The organism is Pseudoalteromonas sp. R86517 (assembly GCF_042466295.1).
GTDB classification, from domain to species: Bacteria; Pseudomonadota; Gammaproteobacteria; order Enterobacterales; family Alteromonadaceae; genus Pseudoalteromonas; species Pseudoalteromonas atlantica.
This window is the reverse complement of record NZ_JAXHCB010000001.1, coordinates 2,926,585-2,949,713: the sequence shown is the minus strand read 5'-3', so window position 1 is coordinate 2,949,713 and position 23,129 is coordinate 2,926,585. Positions and strand designations below refer to the sequence as shown.

Here is a 23,129-nt window from a genome sequence, read left to right as displayed (position 1 = left end):
ACCTTGCACGCCCTCAAACGGGTATATGTATAAAGCGGTTATAAAGCAAACGTAGGCAAGTAAAGCTATCTCACGCAATTATTAGCGTGGATGTTGCGCTACGCCCCTAAAAAGCATCAGTTATAGGCTGCTATATCGTTATTAATTTTTTAATAACAGTACGGGCTAAGTAATTTAGCGCCGTCTTTAATTTGAGGTGGTTTGCCCCTATTTCAGGTGATAGTATCGAAAGCGCTATTATTCTCATTTTATTTTAGGAGTGCGTTATGTTTAAAACGTTAGCCATTATCGGTTTATCGTTATCAAGTGTTGCTTTGTCTAATGCCGCTCATGCAGATTGGCAGCTAGTCAATGACAAGAGCCAATTAAGTTTTGTTTCTATCAAAAAAGACTCGATTGCTGAGGCACATCATTTTACTAACCTAGAAGGAACACTTTCAGACAGTGGTGCTTTTAGTGTAAATATAGACTTAACCTCTGCAGAAACACTGATCCCTATTCGCAATGAACGTTTAACTCAATTTGTATTTGAAGCGACTAAATTTCCTCATGCAGTTTTAACTGCGGATTTAAAAAAGCAATTAAGTAATATTAAAAAACCGGGCCAGCATGTATTAAAAGAGGTTGATGCGCAGCTTGATTTTCATGGTAATAAAAAGCCATTAAAAATAAATGTACTTGTTAGCAGTGCCGAAAATGGCGATTTAAGCGTGTCGTCGTTTACGCCTGTGATTGTAAATAGCCAAGATTTTGGTGTGACTGAAGGCGTTAAAAAGCTACAGCAATTAGCTGGTTTACCTGCTGTTGCTACAGCCGTACCAGTTACTTTTGCGCTAACACTTAAAAAACAGTGATCTCGTTAACGGCGCTTAGTAAGCAATTAAGCGAGCCTAGCAAACCGTTTGATAGTTGGCGGCCTACCGAGTGTGGTGAGCTGCCGATTATGATTAACGAGCATGGGCAGTGGTTTTACGATGGCAGCGAAATTACTCGCCCCGCGATGGTAAAACTGTTTGCCAGTGTTTTATGCAAAGAAGGTGAGCAGTTTTATTTAAAAACACCCATCGAAAAAATAGCGATAGAGGTGCAAGATGCGCCTTTCGTTATCGTAAGCTGGCATATTGAAAGCACAGCGCAAGGGCAGGTTATGTGTTGTGTAGATAATTTAGCACGGCAATGGTTAATCAGTGCTGAGCAGCCTCTTTATATAAAAAACTATAAAAATGCAGCGGTGCCTTATTTGCAATTACCTTATGGGTGTAGCGCGCGGGTATCACGAAGTGTGTTTTATCAGTGGGCTGAAATAGCCGACGCAGATGAGCGCGGCTATTTTATAAAATCAGCAGGGGGAAAGTTTTATCTTTCGTAGGTACTTATTTTTAAGCGTCTGAGCTGTCTTCATCGCTTTGCGGCGGTGCAACAGCCACAATTGGCCCTAAATACCACTCATCTAGCTTTTTAGCGACTTCTGGTAAACCTGTTCCCTTAAGTGATGAAAAAGCGTGTACAGTGATGTCACCGTCTAGTTCACTTAATTCGCGGCGTACTTGCAGTACTTGTGCTTTACGCGCGCCTTGCTTGAGCTTATCGGCTTTAGTTAAAAGCGCCAGTACCGGGATTTCGCTGCCAATAGCCCAGTTAATTAAATCTTTGTCTAAATCTTTTAATGGGTGGCGAATATCCATTAATATAACAATACCTTTTAAACTTTGACGTTTTTGTAGGTACTCACCTAGTGACTTTTGCCACTTCTTTTTCATTTCAATAGGTACTTTAGCAAAACCATAACCGGGTAAGTCGATTAAGCGCATATCATCTACTTCACCTAATTCAAAGGTGTTGATTAACTGCGTACGACCTGGCGTTTTACTGGTACGTGCAAGTTTTTGATCTGTCAGTGCGTTAAGAGCACTTGATTTACCTGCATTAGAGCGACCTGCAAACGCGACTTCAATTCCCGTATCAGCAGGTAATTTAGTGATGTCTGGCGCGCTTGTTACAAAAGACGCAGTATTATATTTGATACGAGATTTGAGCACAGGCTCTCCTAAAAACGTAAAAGTTAATCTTATTGAGCTAAATTCACTCAGGGCGCGTATTTTATACTATAAAGGATGTATTAAAAAGCGTATTTAAACACCTAAAAACTCTATAAATGGCACTATTAAAGCTGCTTAAAGGTTAATCTAGGTCAAAACCCTATAAATTATAAGCTTAATATGAGTAGAAAACGTGCCAGAGAATTTTTTATCGTGTAGAATACATGAATTACAACATCCATATTGTAGATGATACAGGGTCGGAAACAGAGAATTCACCATGAAAAAAATAGCACTATCTTTAACAATATTGCTTGGTGCGTTGTCAGCAAGCAACGCAACAGCATTTGATGGCGATGTAAACGCAGGTAAAGAAAAATCAGCAACGTGTGCGGCTTGTCACGGCCCAGACGGTAATGCACCGGTTAATATTTACCCTAAACTTGCAGGCCAGCACCCAGATTACATCCTTAAACAACTTAAGGATTTAAAATTAGGTATGACTTCAGGCGGTAAAGAAGGCCGTATGGATCCTGTAATGAGCGCGATGGCTATGCCACTTAGCGAACAAGACATGAAAGACCTATCTGCTTATTTTTCTTCATTGAACATGACTGAAGGCGCCACCCCTAAAGACGTGGTTGAAGTTGGTCAGATGCTTTACAAAGCAGGCGATGCTGAACGTGGTATTCCAGCTTGTGCGGCGTGTCATGGTCCGCGAGGCAATGGTTCGTCTCTTGCTAAGTTTCCTAAAATTTCTTTTCAGCACCCAGAGTACATTAAAGCTCAGCTAGAGAAGTTTCGTGATGGAACCCGTAAAAACGACCATAACGGTATGATGCAAGATATAGCGAAAAAGCTAACTGATAAAGATATTGAAGTACTATCTCAATACTTAGGTGGCTTACACTAAAGTCGTATTTATCTAGTATTAGCTAGTGTAATATGATTAAAAAGCAGCTTACGCTGCTTTTTTTGTGTCCACATTTTAACGATATCACCCTTTAGTTTGTGAGACATTTGCTATACTATTTTGTAAGAAATAACTTATTTTAAAAATATTTTTACAGTTAAACTTATGTTTATTATAGTTTTTTTGTTTTTTATATATGCTCTATGTAAGAAAAATTATATAAACCAGTTGTAACAAAAATATTAACGGGTAAATTAACCACTGTCGCAAAACAACAATAACAACATGGATTATGCTAAAGGAAAATGGCGCGACACGACTGAATAGCACATTGAAGGTGCTACAAAAGGAAATAACAAGAAAGCGTCAGGATGACCGTAAATAATAAAATCTCAAGGAAGTTTAATAATAAAAACAAAATGGAATGTAACAAGGAAGGTTAAAATAATAACAATACGGACTGATAATAATAAAAATAATAAAGACTAAAAAAAGTCGAAGGGAGAAGTGTCCAGATAATGGCGCTCAGATTAGTAGGCGGTAGAGATGTTTTCTCTACCGCCTTTTTATTTGTCCTGTTACAATACCCACCGTTTAGCAATAAGCTAATGCGCTAATTCAACGAGCAACCCAAGCTTTAATGCGCAAATCGAATTCTTCTGGCTAGGCCAGCACTGCGATGCTCATGTTATGTGCCTCGCTCAAAACCTCTTAAGTGAGATGATCAAGATATGAGTAGAAAGAAAAAATCACGCAAAATTCCTTCAAACGGCCCTGTTCGTTTAAGCCAAGATAAGCTTAAAGAAATGCGTGCGTTAAAAGAGCAACGAGTTAAAAAGCCAAAGGGCGCTAAGCCTGGTTCTCGTAATGCGCCTGAGCTATTAGATAGCGATACTAAAAAAGCAAACTCAGCGCCAAAAGATAAGCGCGTCGGCAGTAAAAAAGCCGTGCCTTTAGTGGCTAGTGCACCACAGCCGCAAGTAGAAATGAAGCGTAACTTAAAGCCAACAGTTGAGCTTAAAAAGGTTACAGAGCCAGAGCTTACGCCTGAGCAAGAGTTAGAAGCGCTTGAAAACGATGAGCGTTTACTTAAGCTCGTTGAGCGCCATGAGCAAGGTGAAATGCTGACGGGTAAAGATGCGAAGTACTTTAATAGCCGTATTGCTCGCCACCAAGTACTTTGTAAGTTACTAGGTATCGAAGATGAAGACGAAGACGAGTTTGAAGATGATTTTGAAGATAACTTCGAAAGCGACGGTAACTCAGATTTCGATAAGTACCTTTCAGATGATTTAGCCAATGAGTGGCTAGATGATGATGACGACAAATAGTAAGGGCGCTTAATGAGTACCGCAGTGATTGTAGCCTTGTTTGTAGGTGCTGTTATTATTGCTGGCTTAGCATTTTATGCAGGTCAGTTGCTCTATAAGCTTAACGCGCAAAAAAAGTTAATTGCGCAAAAGCAAGCTGAGCAACAGCAAAAGCTTAAGCAGTCGCGCTTAAAGCGTAACGCTAAACTTGCAGATAGCATTCATCTAATTGCTCGTGCAATGGCTGAAGAGCAATGTGAGTACTCTGAAGGCTGTTTACGAATTTGGGTTTTAATGTCTCAGTACGCTTTTGAAGATGAGCGAGATTTAACGCTAGCGTACCCAGGCATTTATAAAATGTATAACGTTGTGAAAGAAATGCCGACTCACGATGCACGCAAAAAATACTCTAAAAAAGAGATTTTTAAGCAAGATACAGCACGTTGGCGAGCTGAAGAAAACTTTAGTGATGAGATTAAAGCAGATTGCGACAAAATCATTGTTGAGTTTAAAGCTGCGCCGGGCAGCGAAAACATCGTGTTTAATTAAACCCTATAGAAAATACAAAAAGCAGACTCAGGTCTGCTTTTTTTATGCCTGCTTATCGACACGTTTTTACCACCTCAAACGTGATAAGCGAATTGGTATAGCACTAATTAAATCACACGTGAGAAACGGGTTTTACTTATTTGCTTTTGTAAGTGAGCATCAAAGCACATACATATAATACGAATAAATAGATTTCCGCGAGGCGTGACGCGTATTACCTTATCGTTTATATGCACCATGTCATCGTCTATTAAAGGCTTTAGCGCTAACAGCGCATCCGCAAAATACTCATTAAAATGTATAGAATGCTTTTTCGAAAATGCGTGCGTGTCTAATTCAAACTGGCAAATAAGTGATTTAATAGCCTCCGCGCGTATTACATCATCGTGCGTTAAATGCATTCCTTTATGTATAGCACTGCCGGCTTGCGTTTCAATTGCGTGATAATAATGCTTAAGCACTTTTTGGTTTTGTAAAATGGCCGTGCCAATTTGCGAAATAGACGAGACCCCTAAACCTAATAAGTCGCAATTACCGTGAGTGGTATAGCCCTGAAAGTTGCGATGTAGCTGCCCTTTATTTTGCGCGACTGCAAGTTCGTTGACGGCTTTTGCAAAATGATCCATACCAATAAACTGATAGCCTGCAAAGGTCATTTGCGCCAAGGTGTTTTTAAACATGGTTAGCTTGTCGTGGGCACTGGGTAAGTCAGCCTCTTTTATTTTACGTTGCGCTGCAAAGCGCTCTGGTAAATGTGCGTAATTAAATACAGAGACTCTATCTGGGCTTAAGGCAATTAATTGCGCTATTGTTTTTTCAAAGCTTTGGGGTGTTTGTTTAGGTAGGCCATAAATCATATCTGCATTTATAGACTTAAAGCCAAGCTCGCGGGCTTGGGTTATCAGTGCTTTAACGGTATCTACTTGCTGTGTGCGGTTAACCGCTTGTTGTACTTCATCGTTAAAATCTTGAATACCAAAGGATACGCGGTTAAAGCCTAAAACCCGTAAGTGTATAAGCATATCTTTAGCAAGGGAGCGTGGGTCTATTTCAATGCCTCGCTCAGTGTTGCGGGTAAAGTGAAAGTGCTGCTCTAATAAGTTAATTAAGCGCGTCATTTGCTTTACAGTTAAAAAGGTTGGCGTACCACCCCCTAAATGCAATTGCTCCACTGTGTAGTGTTTAAATAAAGGGGCATGTGCTGCTATTTCTTTTGTTAAATAATCTAAATATACATCGGCTTTAGACTGATGGCGTGTGATCACCTTGTTACATCCGCAGTAATAGCAAAGCTCACTGCAAAATGGGATATGAATATATAAAGAAAGAGAGCGACTAGAGGATGATTTTATAGCGCTAACAAGGGCTTGTTGCTGATACCCCTCGCTTAAAGATAAAGCGGTAGGGTAGGAGGTATAGCGCGGCCCTGACACGTTATACTTATTTATAAGAGTTTGATCCCATTTTGGAAGCTTTATCATCACGCGCACCTTATGTATTAATGAGGTGTTGAGTATAAAAAGCTTTTAAGGGAGGGGTTTTGATCTACAACAAAAAAGGTGCCTAAGCACCTTTTTAAAATAGTATTTTTTGCTAATACGTTATGTTGTGGGCATCTTTTAAGTATTGAAACAATTCTTTATAGCCCTTGCCTGGCTTTTCAGCTTTAACTTCTTTAGCGGCGTTGCGTACCAATTGGCGCATTTTTTGGCGCTCTAGGGTTGGGTATTGCTCAATAGTTTCGTTAATTAAATCATCGCCTTGCTCAATTAAGTCGGTACGTAATTGCTCAATTTTTTTAATTAAAACCTCAGCTTGGTTATTTTTATTAAGCATTACGTCAATAATGGCTTTAATTTCTTCAACGTTTTCTACTGTGCGTAGCGTTTTAGCAATGTAATTTAAGTGGCGGCGGTACGCATCGCTTTTATTACTGATTTTATCAGCAACTACCATGGCTGCTTTCAAATCGTCATTGAGTGGTAAGCGTTCGCGTTGCTTTTTCCCCATTTTAGCAATTTCAGAACCTAACTGATGAAACTCTTGCGCGTCGCGCTTTAGTTCACTTTTTGATACGTAAATAATTTCTTCTTCAATTTCAGCAGGCTTGCCTTTTTTCTTCGCCATGGGGTGCTCTTAAGTAAAAATAACTTTTGCCATTATACGCGATTCTTTTAGTGATTAATATTAGCTGATGTGGTGCAGTGAGTGTGTTAGCATTTAAAGATAAGAAATGCGTGCAATATTGCCTTAAGGCTCAGGACTTAATTTATGAAAAGCCAACAACACGATCCAATTTATTCTCAAATCTCTCAAGTAAAAGATGCCGTAGCTGAAGTGCTCGAGCATGCTAAAAAATTGGGTGCCACTGCCGCAGAAGCTGCTATGTCTAGTACATCGGGTTTATCGGTAAGCACACGCATGGGTGAAGTAGAAACCATAGAGTTTAACCAAGATGGTGGTTTAGGTATCAGTGTTTATGTAGGGAATAATAAAGGCTCGGCGTCTACTGCTGATCTAAACCCAAAAACACTGCGCACGGTAGTAGAAAAAGCCATTGATATTGCCAAATTTACCTCAGACGACCCTTTTAATGGTATTGCCGATAAAGAATTACTCGAGTTTGCCCCTAAGAACCTTGATTTATATCATCCGTGGGATGTAAGCCCTGAGCAAGGTATTGAGCTATGTCACGCTGCAGAGCAAGCCGCTTTAAATGCTGATGAGCGTATTGTTAATTCAGATGGTGCAAGTTTTTCATCGCACCAAGGCTTACGTGTGTATGGTAATAGCCATGGTTTAATTGCTGGTTTTCCACGTACGCGCCACAGCATTAGCACGATGGTAATAGGCAAAGAAGGCGAGCACATGCAGCGCGACTCTGCTTATACTGTTGCTCGCGATCAGGGCGGACTTAACGACGCTGCTGCGGTAGGCCTAGAAGCCGCCACCGAAACTCTGGCTAAACTAAATAGCCAAAAGCTGGGTACTATGAAAGTCCCTGTTATTTTTAGAGCCGATATTGCCAACTCATTGTTTGGCCATTTAGTGTCGGCAATTGGCGGCGGGGCGCTTTATCGTAAATCGAGCTTTTTACTCGACAGCCTAGGCACCCAGGTATTTAGTAAGAACGTTAATATTGCTGAGCGTCCTCACATATTAAAAGGATTAGCGTCGTCGCCTTTTGATAGCGAAGGGGTAAAAACGATTGACCGTGAAATTATTCAAGGCGGTGAGCTGCAAACGTACTTATTAGCAAGTTATGCAGCGCGTAAACTAAATATGGCTCCAACAGGCCATGCAGGCGGTATTCATAACTGGTTAGTTGAGCAAACGCACAGCGATTTATCGGCTTTATTAAAAACCATGGGAACAGGCTTATTAGTTACCGAGCTGATGGGGCAAGGCGTAAACACCGTGACGGGTGACTACTCGCGTGGAGCTGCTGGTTTTTGGGTAGAAAACGGTGAAATTCAGTACCCTGTTAGTGAAATTACCATTGCCGGAAATTTAAAAGACATGTTTAAAGGTATTTCGGCCATAGGGGGCGATATTGAGCGCAGAGGCGGCATTCAAACCGGCTCAGTACTTATAGAGCAAATGCAAGTAGCAGGCGCATAATAGCAATTTGCAATAATACGTAATTAAGCGAATTGGTATAATATAAAAGCACATATTAAAGCCGAGCATTTAAACGCTCGGCTTAAACGTGCTTTATTTAAATTTTTGAGGTGTTGAATGGCTAAAGATAGGTACGCACCAAAACCCCTGACTGACATTATGGCAGGCCTTAATAATCGCTTATCGGCTTATGCAGGTAAAAGCCAAGCGCTTGACAAGCAACAGGTGTTGCTCAAAGAGTTTTTAGGGCCAAAGCTTGCTGAAAAATGCCGTGTGAGTAATTACCGCGATGGCACGTTGATGATTGAAGCTGTATCGGCGGCAATTGCCCTTAAACTTAATTATTTAAAAATGGATATGCAGTCGCATTTTAGAGCGGCAGGCATGGCAGAGCTCGGACAAATTAAAATTGTTGCAAACCCTCAAGCAACAGCGCGCTTAAGCCCAACAACAGATAAACCCGGCCCCGCAGGTAAAGCACCTGGCAATTCGAGAAAAATGAGCCAGCAAACTTCAGATTACCTTAATGCCATTGCCGCATCAGCGCCTCCTTCGCTGAAAGAAAAGCTAGAGCGCCTTGCTCGCCATGGTAAAAAATAACTCCCAAAAGCGCGATTATGGTTGTTGGTAGGGCTATTTTGTTACCTCGTCTCATAGAAAATACTTTGTTACATATTCTATTTTATTGTTTCTTTAATGGGGTTTATCATACAAATTCGGCGTGTTGTTTTAACCGCCTAAATATTAATTTCATTAAGTGAAAGCATCGCAGGGCGCTTTTATTTTTTCTCTGGCATGCAATAGTTTAATGAAATAGATATTTTATTCTTTACTAACAAACGGAATAATTATGAAAAAAGTAACTATTACCGCTGCAAGTATCGCACTTGCACTGGGCCTAGTAGGTTGCGGTGAAAAACAACAAGAAACGCAAGTGGCCGAGACCGCTGCTGTTACAGCACCTGCAGAAAAAACGCTTGAGCTAGGTGTAAACCTTGCCAATATGGATGAGTCGGTTCGTGCACAAGATGACTTTTATTACCATGTAAATGGACAGTGGCTTGCTAAAACAGAGATCCCTGGCGATAAGTCGAACTACGGCTCGTTTACACAGTTATACGACGAGTCGCAAAAAGCGATGAAGACAGCGCTTGAAAGTGCCGCTAATAATAGCAGTGCTAAAAAAGGCAGCGATGAGTACAAAATTGGTGCTTTTTACAAAAGCTACATGGATAAAGACACACGTGATGAGTTAGGTATTACACCTTTACAACCTTCACTTAATACCATTGATAGCCTAGATTCAAAAGCTGATCTTGCTCCTTTAATGGCTAAAATTCAGCAGCAAGGTGCGAGCTTACCATTTGGCTGGTTTGTAAATAACGACGCTAAAAATTCAAGTGAATACGCGCTGTACTTATCGCAATCTGGACTTGGCTTACCTGATCGTGACTATTACTTAAAAGATGATGAAAAATTTACTAAAATTCGCGCATCTTACGAGCAATACATAACCGATATTTTAGCTAAATCTGGCGTTGAAAATGCCGCTGATGCCGCGAAAAGCGTTATCGCATTTGAAAGCGCTTTAGCTGAGGCGCAATGGAGTAGAGTACAAAGCCGTGATGCAACTAAGTCATACAATAAAATGACCGTAGCTGAGGCAAATAAGCTAACAGGCGACTTTGATTTAGCAGCATTTTTCAAAAGTGCTGGGGTAGATACCTCAGACATTATTGTACGTCAGCCAAGCTACTTAGAAGGGTTTGCTGATGTGTACAAAGAAACAGATTTAGCAACATGGAAAAACTACTTAAAGTTTCATTTTGTAAGTGGTTACGCGCAGTTACTGAGCACTGACTTGGTTGATCTTAAATTTGATTTTTACAGCACCACATTACGCGGCGTAAAAGAGCAAGCGCCACTTTGGAAAAAAGCGGTTGATGCATCTAACAGCGTACTTGGCGAAATTTTAGGTAAAGTATACGTAAAAGATAACTTCCCGCCTGAAGCAAAAGCACGTATGGAAGAGCTGGTAGATAACGTTATTAAAGGTTACGGCGTTGCTATTGAAAACCTTGAGTGGATGAGCCCTGAAACCAAGCTTGCAGCCCAAGAAAAGCTAAACAAATTTACCCCAAAAATTGGCTACCCAGATAAGTGGAAAGACTACTCACAGCTGAGCATTAACCCTGATGAATTAGTGGGTAACTACATACGTTACAGTCAGTGGGCTTATAGCGACATGATTGCTAAATTAGGCAAGCCAGTGGACCGCTCTGAGTGGCATATGACGCCACAAACAGTGAATGCTTACTACAATCCAGTAAATAACGAAATTGTATTCCCAGCTGCTATTTTACAGCCACCGTTCTTTAACTTAGAAGCCGATGACGCTGTAAACTACGGTGCAATTGGCGCAGTAATTGGCCACGAGTTAGGCCATGGTTTTGACGACCAAGGTGCTAAATACGATGGTGACGGTAACTTACGTAACTGGTGGAGTGAGTCTGATCTTAAACAGTTTGAAGAGCGTACCGGCGCGTTAGTAGCGCAATACAACGAATATAAACCGTTTGAAGATGCGGGTGTTAACGGCGAGCTTACCCTTGGCGAAAACATTGGCGACCTAGGTGGTTTAACGGTGGCTTATAAGGCGTATCAATTATCGTTAGGTGAGAACAAAGCGCCTGTTATTGATGGCTACACCGGCGATCAGCGTTTCTTTATGGGTTGGTCACAAATTTGGCGTCGTAAGTACCGCGATGAAGAGCTACGTAACCGCTTAATGACAGACCCGCATTCACCAAGTCACTACCGTGTTATCGGTATCTTGTCGAATATGCCTGAGTTTTATCAAGCGTTTGACGTAAAAGAAGGCGACAAAATGTATATCAAACCAGAAGACCGCGTGAAAATTTGGTAATTGATAGCCTGTTAGTTAACTTGAATCTGGTTAAGAGATAAATTAGCCAGCATTCAGGTTAGTAAATAAAAGCCAGTAAGTGTTTAGCTTGCTGGCTTTTTTATATTTAAATACTGAGTACTAATACCAATGCGCAATAATACTTAATTTAGGGCTACTGCATGAGTGTTTTATGCATCCAGCTTTGATTACTTAAAATATTTTTATACAAAGCCAGCTGGTTTTGCGCACGTTCTAAATTATGTTCTGCATGGGTGGTTTTAAAGTACACGTCGTTATTTAAGTAATCAGTTAAAAACCGCACACTGAGCATTAACGGCATAACTTTAGCGCCTAGCAGCAAACTTGCTTGCTCTTTGTTGCTAATAGCCGATTTAAGGGGGGCAAGGTAGCCTTTAACAAGGGCTGTAAATACCTCTTTGCGAATAACCACTTTCTCAAGATTAATTGAATCTTCTGCCTCAGCGCAGCAAAATGTGCGCACCATGTCTCCAAAGTCATACAATAAAAAGCCTGCCATACACGTATCTAAATCGATAACTGCTTTAGCTTTATATGTATTGCTGCAATACAGCATATTATTTATTTTAGTATCGTTGTGGCACACCCGGGTGGGCAAATCGGCTGTCACGTCAGCGAGTTCTTTTACTAAATGCTGTTGTGCAATGCAGTAGTCAATGTCGTTTTTACACTGCTGCAGCCGCTCTTTAGTGGCGGTGCTAATGGCTGTATTAAGCTGCTCAAAGCGCATGGCTAAGTTATGAAAGTCAGTAATAACAGGGTAGAGGCTTGATGCGTCAAAATCGAGCAAGGCACGTGTAAAGGTGCCAAATGCAAATGCGGCTTGCTGTGCGTGATGGGGCTCTGTAACCACATCTTCGCTAATACTTTGGCTAATAAAATTAAGCACGCGATAGTACGCGTTGTTAATTGTAATAAGGTATTCACCTTGGCAAGTACTTATATGCTTAACAATGTCGAGCGGGTAAGTATTTGCTTGTTGTTTAGCGCTTAGGTGCTGCTCAATTAACTGGGCGTTATTGACCAGTTGTGCTGGGTTTTTAAATACATGAGTATTGAGCTTTTGAACAACAAATTGCTGCGCAGCATTAGTTAACAGCCACGTGGTGTTTATATGTCCGCTGCCTAAAGAGCTCACCTGAGTAAGCTCAAGGTTTAGCGCTAATAGCTTACTTAATTTATTTTGTATTGCTGTATTCATGTACTTTAGGCGTATCGCGCTTGTATTTTTTCGATAATCTCGGCGTTAGCAGCAGGGAACTCATAGTTACTAAGCTCATTAATAGCGACCCATTCACTTGGTTGCCCTTCGGCGCCATGTGCTTCACCGCTAAAGTTACTCACAACGTGAATATCAAGTTTTACACATTTATCGCCATAGTCATGTTCAATCACCATCAGTTGGCTAGAGCTGTGAATGGTAATGCCAACTTCTTCACTTAGCTCACGTTTAAGTGCAGCAAATACGCTCTCGCCAGCTTCTACTTTCCCGCCTGGAAATTCCCATAAGCCACCTTGATGTTGCTCATCAGCGCGCTTGCAGATAAAGATGGCGTTATTTTTTTTTATTACGCCTACCGCTACATTTACAATTTTTGTTGTCATGTTTTTTCTCCATAAAAAAAGCGACGCTAGCGTCGCTTTTTAATTACATACAATGCGTCGTTACTTTAATTTACCACAACATTGCTTAAACTTTTGTCCTGATCCACACGGACACGGATCGTTACGGCCAACTTTAGGCGCTGTTCTTGCCATTACAGTTGCGCTTTGAGGTGCTTCACCGCCTACATGTTCAGCTTCTTCGTGTTGGTACTCGCGAGGGGCATTTTCACTTTTACGGTGTTGCTCTTCTACTTTTTCAACATCTTCTTCGGCACGAACTTGTACTTTACTTAAAATGCCCACTACATCAACTTTTAAGTTTTCAAGCATTTCGGTGAATAGCTCAAACGACTCGCGCTTGTATTCTTGCTTAGGATTCTTTTGTGCATAGCCACGTAAGTGAATACCTTGGCGTAAATGATCCATTGCAGCAAGGTGATCTTTCCAGTGCTGATCAAGACTTTGTAGCATAATCGCTTTTTCAAACTGGCGTAGTACAGAGTCGCCAACTTGCTCTTCTTTTTGCTTGTAAGCTTGCTCAACCGCTTGCTCAATACGCTCACGAAGTTTTTCTTCGTATAGTTTATTGTCATCAGCTAACCACTGCGTGATAGGCAGCTCAATCAGGAAGTCTTGTTTTAAGCGCTCTTCAAGGCCTGGGATATCCCACATTTCAGCAAGGCTTTGTGGTGCAATGTATTGATCAATAACACCTGCAAGTACATCACCACGGATTGCTGTAATGGTTTCTGAAATATCGCCTTCTTCAAGCAGCTCGTTACGTTGAGAGTAAACAACACGACGTTGATCGTTTGCTACATCATCGTACTCAAGCAATTGTTTACGTACATCAAAGTTACGTGCTTCTACTTTACGCTGAGCGTTTTCAATTGCACGGTTAACCCAAGGGTGCTCAATGGCTTCGCCGCGTTGCATGCCTAGTTTACGCATCATGTTAGTCATGCGCTCGCCGGCAAATATACGCATTAGCGCATCATCCATCGATAAGTAAAAACGGCTAGAGCCGGCATCACCCTGACGACCAGCACGGCCACGTAATTGGTTATCTATACGGCGCGATTCATGACGCTCAGTACCAATAATGTGTAAACCGCCAGCGTCAATTACTGCATCGTGGCGAATTTTCCACGCCGCTTTAATTTCAGCAATTTGCTCATCTGTTGGGTTTTCTAGTTTTTCAACTTCGCTGTTCCAGTTACCACCAAGCACAATATCGGTACCACGACCGGCCATGTTGGTTGCAATTGTTACAGTACCTGGTAAACCTGCATCCGATACGATGTCAGCTTCTTGCGCGTGGAATTTAGCATTAAGTACGTTGTGCTTAATTTTTTCTTTGCGTAAAAACTGCGATAAATACTCAGAGCTTTCAATCGAAATAGTACCTACAAGCACAGGCTGTCCGCGCTCTTGGCAATCTTTAATATCGGCTAAAATAGCTTCGTATTTTTCTTCTTGTGTTAGGTAAACTAAATCGGCGCGATCATCACGGATCATCGGCTTATTAGTTGGCATAACAACCGTGTCTAGGCCGTAAATAGATTGAAACTCAAATGCCTCAGTATCGGCTGTACCAGTCATACCGGCTAAAGTTTCGTATAAACGGAAGTAGTTTTGGAAAGTGATTGAAGCCAGTGTTTGGTTTTCGTTTTGAATTTTTACGCCTTCTTTAGCTTCAACAGCTTGGTGTAAACCTTCAGACCAACGACGACCTTCCATTGAGCGCCCTGTGTGCTCATCGATAATGATAACTTCGTTTTCTTTAACAACGTAATCAACATCTTTTTGATAAAGCTTGTGGGCACGAAGTGCGGCATACACATGGCTCAGTAAGGTAATGCTACCGGCTGAGTAAAGCGAGTCGCCTTCTTCAATTAAGCCACGTTCAGTAAGTAGGTCTTCTACTTTAATTTGACCGCGCTCAGTTAAATGAACTTGCTTAGACTTTTCGTCGATTGTGTAATCGCCATCGCCTTCAATGCCTTCTTCGTCTTCTTTTTCTTGAAGCTCTAAAAGCGGCACAATTTTATTGATTTCGATGTATAGCTCAGAGCTATCTTCAGCTGGGCCTGAAATAATAAGTGGTGTACGCGCTTCATCAATTAAGATTGAATCCACTTCATCCACTACCGCATAAAACAGTGGGCGTTGTACACGCTCATCAATGCTAAATGCCATGTTGTCACGTAGGTAGTCAAAACCAAACTCGTTATTAGTACCGTATGTAATATCGGCACTGTAAGCTTGTTTTTTCTGTTGTGGCATCATGCCTGGTACGTTACAGCCCACAGTAAGGCCTAAGAACTCAAATAACTCGCGGTTTGTTTCAGCATCACGTTTAGCAAGGTAGTCGTTCACGGTAATTACGTGCACGCCTTTGCCTGTTAAGCCATTTAAATAGGCTGGAAGTGTGGCTGTGAGGGTTTTACCTTCACCGGTGCGCATTTCTGCAATACGACCTTGATGTAAAACCATGCCGCCTAATAGCTGTACGTCAAAGTGACGCATGCCATTTACACGCTTTGACGCTTCGCGTACCACAGCAAATGCTTCTGGTAGAATGTCGTCAAGGCTTTGTCCGTTATCGTAACGTTCTCTAAACTCAGCTGTCTTAGCTCTTAAATCTTCATCAGAAAGCGCTTCTAATTGCGTTTCTAGCGCATTAATTAGCGCGACCGTCTTTCTTAGGTTTTTAATAGTGCGGTCATTGCGACTACCAAAAATCTTGGTAAATAAATTAGATATCATGATAAAACCGTTACAATGTATTCTTTGTTAACCGAGTGTCGGCTAACCCATTTTTTACAATTGGTAATTAATATGTACTTTTACATAACCTGTAGAACATATTAATTAGCAATTTTGTATTAAAGAGCCTCAAAGCACTGTTTAATACGTGTGCTACTATACCAGACTCTGCCAAACAACAAACTATCTCAACTAAAAGATGTGTATTAAAAACAGAAAAATTTGATCTGATGCGTAAAAACCACTTTAACTGATTTAATTACGCTAAAAAATAGCAGCAAGTTGTGAAGATATGGTGTTAAAAAATTTAAAAACAAGAGTGCTAGGGCATGCAGGCCTTGGGTGATTGAAATTCATTCAATCCACAAAGCTCAACACGCCCTAGATGGGTTAATTTTATACTTAGTTACCCACCTTATTACGCTGTGTATTTAAAGCTTAAACTGATTAACCGTTTTGTTTAAGGCAACAGCAAGATCGCTTAAATCGCGCGCTTCATCTGCTAAAATGTGTGCGTGATCAGCGGTGCTGTTTACTAAGCCATTAATTGCTGCAAGGCTGGTATTAATATCCTCTGCGACAACGGTTTGTTGCTCAGTTGAAGTGGCAATTTGGTGGCTTTGGTCTTGTACTTTAGTTACCGACTGAGCAATGTTTTGTAATGAACTTAGTACTTCTTTTGTTTGCGATACTGAGCCTTCAGTTTGCTCTTGTCCTTGTAGCATCATTACCGACGCTTGTTGGGCAATTTGCTGTAAGCGAGAAATCATATTACGAATATCGTCTGTTGATTCTTGCGTACGGCTTGCCAGTGAACGTACTTCATCGGCAACTACCGCAAAACCACGGCCATGCTCACCTGCTCGGGCAGCTTCAATGGCGGCATTTAGAGCAAGTAAGTTGGTTTGATCGGCAATGGAGTTAATTACATCCACCAATGCACCAATGTTATTACTTTCTTGCTCAAGCCCTGCTACCACTTTAGACGCTTCACCTATGTGTAGCGCAAGTTCGGTCATCACACGTTGTGCTTGAGTTGAGCGGTCAGCCCCTTCGGCAGTAATAGCTTGTACTTCTTCGGCGGCGCTGTTGGTATGCTGTGCGTTACGCGATATTTCAAGTACAGTGCTGGCCATTTCGGTCACGGCGGCACTTACGCTGTCTACTTGTTGTTTTTCTTGCTGTATTTCGGTGTTGGTTTGAGCAGACACGTTTTTAAGTTGCGCTGCGGCATTGGTTAACTGCTCAGCTTGTGCGGCTGTTTCTAGCATCATGGCGCGCAGCTTATCAATGAATGTATTCATGTGATTGGCAAGCTGGCCGACCTCATCCTGGCTGGTAATATTAATCTTTTGGGTTAAATCGCCTTCGCCCGATGCAATATCACGCATTATATTAGTTAAAGTGGTAATAGGCTGCGAGATCATGTGGGTTGCCCATAATATCATCGCTAGAATGATCACTAAAATAATCACCACTGCGGTGGTTGTGGTGGTAACCGCCTCATTAACGGGGGCTTCAATCATGCTGGTTGGGATCAGTATACCTACATACCAATCTAGATAAGGTTGCTCTAGTTGTAAGCGATGATACACCACATAATACTCTTCTCCTTTTAAGGTCACCAATTGGCTGCCTTCGAGGTTATTACGCATTTGTGCATTAAGCTCTGTAAAGCCTGAAGTATTATTAAACTGGCTTTCAAGGCCATCTAGCCCTTCTTTACCTTTAGGGCCTTCGTCGGTGTTAGACAGCTTATGGCCGGTAGCATTTGAAAAGTGTACAACCTTTTGATTGCCATCAAGTAAAAAGCCATAGCCTTGGCCGTTAAAGCGAATACCTTCAACCATATCGTTGATTTTATTAAGCTGTAAATCAACGCCGCCCATACCAATAAGTTTACGCTGTGCGTTGTATACCGGCTGTTGTACAACTGCTGAGGCAACCCCAGTGGTTAAATCGACCGATATAGGGCCTACGTAAAGTTTATTAATTTGCAGGGCTTCTTGCCACCAACCACGTTTATAGGCGTAGTAAGGTTGGCCATTGTAATGACTGGTACGCTCGTTTTCTTTAAAGTATTCACCGGTGGTTGCTGATGCGAAAAACGCCGACAGTACATTTTCGTCATTTGAGCTAATGCGTACAAAGTCTTGATTAACTTCGTTGTAGCCGGGGGCATTTTTAATCGGCTGATCGCGAGTATCCCAATTTTCAAAAAAATTAACTAAATGCGGGTTATTAACAAACGTAGAAACCAGCTTGCCATACTTTGCAAAGTAGCTTTGCATTGAAAGTTGTTCGCTTTGTAGGTAGCTTTGAGCTTCGCGCTCAATGTTTACTCTGGAAAGGTTCGCGATGTGATTTACAAAAAATGTTGAAGCAATAATTAGCAAAATGGTGATGGTGCCACCAATCAATAATAATATTTTCTTCCGTAATGATAAATTATTTAGCATAAGTGCACGTATTATTGTTTTTTAGTAGGTTGTATCTAATCATATCTTACTTTAAATCTCTATGAAGTTAGATAAAAAGCACTAATTATGCGTTTAAAATGAAGGGTTATGCAAAAATGGAAACAAAAGCTAATAAATTAGTAGTATTAGGCGCAGGCTGGTTGGGTCATACTTTGTGCCTACAAGCTAAACAGGCGGGTTGGCAGGTACAAGGTACGCATAGAAGTGATGAGCACACAGACGATTTTCAGCGTCAATTTGTCTTGATTGATGGGCAACTAATACACCAAATAGATTTACACGATGCTTACTGGGTGTGTGCAATCCCCCCACGAAGCAGACACTGTGAAAGTAACTACCCAGAAACACTAAGCGCTGCACTTTCACTTTCTAAACAATTAAATGCAAAGGGCTTTATTTTGTGCTCATCTACCGGTGTGTACGACCAAGAGCCAGGTGTTTACACTGAAAGCAGTGAAATAAGTTGTACCAATGAGCGACAAATAAAACTATACGATGGCGAAGAAAAGGTGCTTGAGCAAGATGGTAAAGTACTGCGTTTAGCAGGGTTATTAGGGCCTAACCGCGAGCCGGGGCGCTTTGTTGCTGGTAAAGAATTAAATTCATCGAGCCAGCAGGTGGTTAATATGGTGCATCAACAAGATGTGATAAACGCCATTTTTGCGGTAATAGAAAACTATAATTCGGGGCAAAATATTTATAACGTGGTAAATCCATCGCACCCAACTAAAGCGAATTATTATGCACAAAAATGTGCAGAGCATGGCGGCGAAATGCCAACCTTTACCAGTAATGAAAGTGCTGAGCGCAAAGTACTTGGCTCAGCAATTGAAGCGTTAGGTTTTAGCTATCAGCATGGAATTTAAAATGCGATGGTAGTGGGTTGTGGTGAATAAAGTCGCACAATGCCCCTTGTGCTAAAAGTGTATTGGTTGCGTCTATATCGGGGGCAAAGTAGCGGTCTTTATCGTAGTAACTTACATGCTCGCGCAGCAGAGCTTTTGCTTTTTCTACTTGCGGTGAAGGTTTAAGTGGGGCTCTAAACTCAAGCCCTTGAGCAGCTCCAAGCCATTCAATTGCTAATACCCCGCGGGTGTTATTGGCCATTTCCTTTAAGCGCCTTGCTGCAAAGGTTGCCATAGAGACATGATCTTCTTGATTTGCTGATGTTGGCAGGCTGTCTACCGAGGCGGGATGAGCAAGCGATTTGTTCTCGGAGGCAAGCGCAGCTGCGGTTACTTGGGCAATCATAAAACCTGAGTTAACTCCGCCGTTTTCAACTAAAAAAGGTGGCAGTGTAGAGAGGTTTGAATCAATAAGTAGCGCGATTCTTCGCTCTGCCAGCGCGCCTATTTCGGCAATCGCAATAGCTAAGTTATCAGCTGCCATAGCAACGGGCTCTGCATGAAAGTTACCACCGGATATAATATCGCCCACATCGGCAAATACTAGTGGGTTGTCGGTAACGCCGTTTGATTCACATAACAACACATCTGCGGCGTGGCGAATTTGTGTTAAACACGCGCCGAGTACCTGAGGTTGGCAGCGAAGGCAGTAAGGGTCTTGTACTTTTTCGCAGTTTACGTGAGATTGGCTAATTTGTGATTCAGTACTAAGTAGCTCTCTAAATACACTGGCCGTATCAATTTGGCCGCGTTGCCCCCGTATTTCGTGAATGCGTGCATCAAAGGGTGCGCGGCTGCCCATTGCAGCTTCTATGCTAATAGAGCCTATAACACAGCTTTGTGCATACAAATCCTCTGCTTTGAAAAGCCCTTGTAACGCAAATGCGGTAGAGGCTTGTGTACCATTTAACAGTGCCAGTCCTTCTTTTGCGCCTAATGTAATAGGTGAAAGATTGGCAATTTTCAGCCCTTGCTCTGCACTTATAATTTCACCTTTGTGGCGCATTTTGCCTTCACCTAATAGTGGAAGGCACATATGAGCAAGAGGCGCTAAATCGCCCGAAGCACCCACAGACCCTTTTTGTGGTACGCACGGGTACACTTCACTGCACAGTAGTTGCATAAAAAATGCGATCACCTCTAGGCGTATCCCAGAGTAGCCCCGAGACAAAGAGTTTACTTTTAAGGTCATCATTAGTCTTACAGTGCTGTCGTCCATGAACTCCCCAATACCGGCAGCATGCGAAAGCACAATACTGCGCTGCAGTAGCTCAAGCTCGTCATCTGCTATTTTTGTATTGGCTAATAAGCCAAAGCCGGTGTTAATACCGTACACCGTTTGGCGTTTGTTTATTACGTTTTGAACAGTTTGTGCGCTGGCCGCTATTTGTGTACTGGCGCCATCGACTAAGTTAAGTGTGACAGCTGAGTCATTAATTTTTCTTAGGGTGCTTAAGTCTAACTGCCCTGGTGTGAGAGTGTGTGAAATCATGACTATTCCTTGTTTAGCATAGGGAGATCTAGGTGGTGCTCTTGCGCGCAATTTTTTGCAATATCGTAGCCTGCATCAGCATGGCGCATAACGCCGGTAGCAGGGTCGTTCCAAAGCACACGAGCTATGCGTTGCGCAGCTTGTTCACTACCATCTGCAACAATAACCACGCCTGCGTGCTGGCTAAAGCCCATGCCCACTCCGCCGCCATGGTGCAGCGACACCCACGTTGCGCCACCCGCAGTATTAAGCAAAGCATTAAGTAACGGCCAATCAGAAACGGCGTCTGAGCCATCTTGCATACTTTCGGTTTCACGGTTGGGGCTTGCTACAGAGCCAGAGTCGAGATGATCGCGACCAATTACAACCGGCGCTTTAAGCTCGCCATTTTTAACCATGTCGTTAAAGGCCAGTGCAAGGCGAGCCCGGTTTTTTAAACCTACCCAGCATATACGCGCAGGCAAACCCTGAAATTGAATGCGCTCACGCGCCATATCAAGCCAGTTATGTAAGTGAGTATCTTCTGGGATAAGCTCTTTCACTTTTGCATCGGTTTTATAAATGTCTTCGGGGTCGCCTGAAAGCGCAACCCATCTAAATGGGCCAATTCCTTCACAAAATAACGGACGGATATAAGCAGGCACAAAGCCCGGAAAATCAAACGCGTTAGTAACGCCTTCTTCAAATGCCATTTGGCGAATGTTATTGCCATAGTCGGTAGTGGCAGCACCGGCTTTTTGAAGTGCTAGCATGGCGTTTACTTGCACTGCCATAGATTGCTTAGCGGCTTTAACCACTGCCTGTGGGTTTTGTTCACGCATTTTTGCTGCATGTTGCATGTTCCAACCTTGCGGTAGGTAGCCGTTGAGTGGGTCGTGCGCTGAGGTTTGGTCGGTCACTATATCAGGGGTAATATTGCTGTTTGCCAGTGCAGTAAAAATATCGGCAGCATTACCTAATAAGCCTACCGATAATGCCTTGCCTTTAATGCAAGCATCGGTAACTAGCTCAAGCGCGTGCTCAAGTGTCGTGGCTTTTACATCAACGTAGCCGGTTTTAATTCGAAAATCGATGCGGGTTTCGTCGCATTCCACAACTAATGCGCTAAAACCTGCCATCGTCGCGGCGAGTGGTTGCGCACCTCCCATACCGCCAAGGCCTGCTGTTAAAACCCATTTACCTTTTGCATTACCGCCAAAGTGTTGTTTTGCCATTGCTACAAAGGTTTCGTAAGTGCCTTGCACTATGCCTTGTGAGCCAATATAAATCCAAGAGCCCGCGGTCATTTGCCCATACATCATTAAGCCTTTTTTATCGAGCTCATTAAAGTGCTCCCAATTTGCCCAATGTGGCACCAGGTTAGAATTAGCAATGAGAACGCGCGGCGCGTTTTCGTGGGTTTTAAATACGCCCACGGGCTTACCCGATTGCACAAGCAGGGTTTCGTCGTTTTCGAGCCTATCAAGGGTTTCAATTATTTTATCAAAGCTTGGCCAGTCTCTTGCTGCACGGCCAATACCGCCATATACCACTAACGCGTGAGGGTGCTCTGCCACATCAGGGTCTAAATTGTTCATTAACATGCGTTTAGCGGCTTCTGTTTGCCAACTTTTAGCGCTAATTTTATCGCCATGAGGCGCGCGGATGTCTCGGTGTGTGTCGAGCCGGTTGTTCATGAATTTCTCCTGTTGTATATACAAGGTGGTCAGCTACAAAAAAACGCCCTTGAGCGTTACGTTGTTATTATTTTTTAAATGTTAAGTGCCCGCCCAAACGGTATTTACTGCCCGGTGATACTAAGCGAGCAAAGCTCACTATGCCTTTTGTAGACCAAGTACGACGAATAACCTGTAAGCAGGGTTCTTCGTTATACAGGTTAAGCCATTGGCACATTTGCGAGTTGGGCATAACCGCTTCCACTGTGTGGCGCGCTTGTGTGAGCGGCGCTACGCTCGATAAGTATTCATGCGGGGTGAGGGCGCTAAAGTCTTGTTGTAAATAACCTGCGGCTAAAGCTGGGTTTACAAATCGCTCTTCAACTTGCAGTGGTTTGTCGTTCTCATTGTGTACAAGCACACTGCGATACACCACGCTATCTACTTCAACGCCAAGCGCAATGGCTATGGGTGCTACCGCATTGATTGATTCAAGCACTTGCACACTACAGCTGTATTGCCCGTTACGTTCTTTTACTTCATCGGCTATGTTTTTAATTTCAAGTAGTGACGACTGCGATTTAAAACTGGCTACAAACGTACCTAACCCTTGGCTGCGCGTTAAAATACCGGCATCTGTTAATTCGCTCAGTGCACGTCGTGCGGTCATACGGCTTACAGAAAATTGACTGCTAAGCTCGTTTTCTGAAGGGACACGTTGGTTTTCTTGCCATGCGCCATTTTTTATTTTATCGACAATAAATTGTTTAATTTGTGCAAATTTAGGTGTGGTCATTACTATTATTAGCTGTACTTAAAATAAACTATTTAATAAAGATGGCAT

At 42.3% G+C, this 23,129-nt stretch carries 19 protein-coding genes; 9 read left to right on the top strand and 10 right to left on the bottom strand.

Annotated elements, in window-relative coordinates:
- Positions 1–266 precede the first annotated feature (266 nt).
- Both SJY38_RS13380 and SJY38_RS13375 read left to right on the top strand, forming a co-directional pair.
- Entirely contained in the window at positions 267–854 is a 588-nt protein-coding gene (locus tag SJY38_RS13380; RefSeq protein WP_377109968.1) for a YceI family protein, read from the top strand.
- Complete coding sequence (locus SJY38_RS13375) at positions 851–1,369, top strand: DUF1285 domain-containing protein (protein ID WP_377109967.1); 519 nt, start codon at positions 851–853, stop codon at positions 1,367–1,369. The genes SJY38_RS13380 and SJY38_RS13375 overlap by 4 nt, the downstream gene beginning before the upstream one ends.
- Positions 1,370–1,379: 10 nt before the next feature.
- Here SJY38_RS13375 and yihA read toward each other — a convergent pair whose 3' ends face one another.
- Positions 1,380–2,039 carry a ribosome biogenesis GTP-binding protein YihA/YsxC gene (gene yihA, locus SJY38_RS13370; protein WP_004589310.1) on the bottom strand — a complete coding sequence of 220 codons (660 nt, stop codon included), beginning with the start codon at positions 2,037–2,039 and terminating at the stop codon, positions 1,380–1,382.
- A gap of 280 nt (positions 2,040–2,319) precedes the next feature.
- Here yihA and SJY38_RS13365 point away from each other — a divergent pair, with 280 nt between their 5' ends.
- The 3 genes from SJY38_RS13365 to SJY38_RS13355 all read left to right on the top strand — a co-directional run bounded on the left by SJY38_RS13365 (position 2,320) and on the right by SJY38_RS13355 (position 4,811).
- Entirely contained in the window at positions 2,320–2,952 is a 633-nt protein-coding gene (locus SJY38_RS13365; RefSeq protein ID WP_004589311.1) for a cytochrome c, read from the top strand.
- Positions 2,953–3,683: 731 nt separating this feature from the next.
- Positions 3,684–4,283 carry a Der GTPase-activating protein YihI gene (gene yihI, locus SJY38_RS13360; RefSeq protein ID WP_004589312.1) on the top strand — a complete coding sequence of 200 codons (600 nt, stop codon included), beginning with the start codon at positions 3,684–3,686 and terminating at the stop codon, positions 4,281–4,283.
- Between the two features lie 12 nt (positions 4,284–4,295).
- Positions 4,296–4,811 carry a DUF2489 domain-containing protein gene (locus SJY38_RS13355; RefSeq protein WP_004589313.1) on the top strand — a complete coding sequence of 172 codons (516 nt, stop codon included), beginning with the start codon at positions 4,296–4,298 and terminating at the stop codon, positions 4,809–4,811.
- A gap of 107 nt (positions 4,812–4,918) precedes the next feature.
- On the opposite strand, the gene hemN is transcribed toward SJY38_RS13355, so the two are convergent.
- Together hemN and yjgA are read right to left on the bottom strand one after the other, a co-directional pair.
- Positions 4,919–6,292, bottom strand: a complete 1,374-nt coding sequence (gene hemN, locus SJY38_RS13350) for an oxygen-independent coproporphyrinogen III oxidase (RefSeq protein ID WP_377109966.1) — start codon at positions 6,290–6,292, stop codon at positions 4,919–4,921.
- Between the two features lie 112 nt (positions 6,293–6,404).
- Positions 6,405–6,938: a ribosome biogenesis factor YjgA gene (gene yjgA / locus SJY38_RS13345; protein WP_004589315.1), complete on the bottom strand. Its 534-nt coding sequence runs from the start codon at positions 6,936–6,938 to the stop codon at positions 6,405–6,407.
- A 144-nt stretch (positions 6,939–7,082) separates the two neighbouring features.
- Between yjgA and pmbA the strand changes: the two genes are divergently transcribed.
- From pmbA to SJY38_RS13330, 3 genes are all read left to right on the top strand, one after another.
- The gene (gene pmbA, locus SJY38_RS13340; protein ID WP_377109965.1) at positions 7,083–8,432 is read left to right on the top strand and encodes a metalloprotease PmbA; all 1,350 of its coding nucleotides are present in this window, start codon (positions 7,083–7,085) and stop codon (positions 8,430–8,432) included.
- 117 nt (positions 8,433–8,549) lie between these two features.
- Positions 8,550–9,032: a DUF721 domain-containing protein gene (locus SJY38_RS13335; RefSeq protein WP_121636872.1), complete on the top strand. Its 483-nt coding sequence runs from the start codon at positions 8,550–8,552 to the stop codon at positions 9,030–9,032.
- A gap of 250 nt (positions 9,033–9,282) precedes the next feature.
- Positions 9,283–11,358 (top strand): M13 family metallopeptidase, encoded by a 2,076-nt coding sequence (locus SJY38_RS13330; protein WP_377109964.1) that lies wholly within the window; start codon positions 9,283–9,285, stop codon positions 11,356–11,358.
- A gap of 154 nt (positions 11,359–11,512) precedes the next feature.
- Here the strand turns inward: SJY38_RS13330 and SJY38_RS13325 are convergent, their stop codons facing one another.
- The 4 genes from SJY38_RS13325 to SJY38_RS13310 form a co-directional block, all read right to left on the bottom strand.
- Positions 11,513–12,580, bottom strand: coding sequence for a phosphotransferase enzyme family protein (locus SJY38_RS13325; protein ID WP_377109963.1), 1,068 nt, complete (start codon positions 12,578–12,580; stop codon positions 11,513–11,515).
- A gap of 5 nt (positions 12,581–12,585) precedes the next feature.
- Positions 12,586–12,984: an 8-oxo-dGTP diphosphatase MutT gene (gene mutT / locus SJY38_RS13320; RefSeq protein WP_004589320.1), complete on the bottom strand. Its 399-nt coding sequence runs from the start codon at positions 12,982–12,984 to the stop codon at positions 12,586–12,588.
- Positions 12,985–13,044: 60 nt separating this feature from the next.
- Complete coding sequence (gene secA, locus SJY38_RS13315; protein WP_064386276.1) at positions 13,045–15,753, bottom strand: preprotein translocase subunit SecA; 2,709 nt, start codon at positions 15,751–15,753, stop codon at positions 13,045–13,047.
- Between the two features lie 431 nt (positions 15,754–16,184).
- A complete protein-coding gene (locus SJY38_RS13310; RefSeq protein ID WP_029773386.1) occupies positions 16,185–18,212 on the bottom strand; it encodes a methyl-accepting chemotaxis protein in 2,028 nt (675 codons plus the stop codon).
- A gap of 116 nt (positions 18,213–18,328) precedes the next feature.
- Between SJY38_RS13310 and SJY38_RS13305 the strand changes: the two genes are divergently transcribed.
- On the top strand, positions 18,329–19,099 hold the full coding sequence (locus tag SJY38_RS13305; RefSeq protein ID WP_286741772.1) for an NADP-binding protein: 771 nt from the start codon (positions 18,329–18,331) through the stop codon (positions 19,097–19,099).
- Here the strand turns inward: SJY38_RS13305 and hutH are convergent.
- From hutH to hutC, 3 genes are all read right to left on the bottom strand, one after another.
- Complete coding sequence (gene hutH, locus SJY38_RS13300) at positions 19,077–20,630, bottom strand: histidine ammonia-lyase (protein WP_286741773.1); 1,554 nt, start codon at positions 20,628–20,630, stop codon at positions 19,077–19,079. The genes SJY38_RS13305 and hutH overlap by 23 nt on opposite strands.
- A gap of 2 nt (positions 20,631–20,632) precedes the next feature.
- Entirely contained in the window at positions 20,633–22,306 is a 1,674-nt protein-coding gene (gene hutU / locus SJY38_RS13295) for a urocanate hydratase (protein WP_377109962.1), read from the bottom strand.
- A gap of 67 nt (positions 22,307–22,373) precedes the next feature.
- The gene (hutC, locus tag SJY38_RS13290) at positions 22,374–23,081 is read right to left on the bottom strand and encodes a histidine utilization repressor (protein ID WP_024032172.1); all 708 of its coding nucleotides are present in this window, start codon (positions 23,079–23,081) and stop codon (positions 22,374–22,376) included.
- Positions 23,082–23,129: the final 48 nt, after the last annotated feature.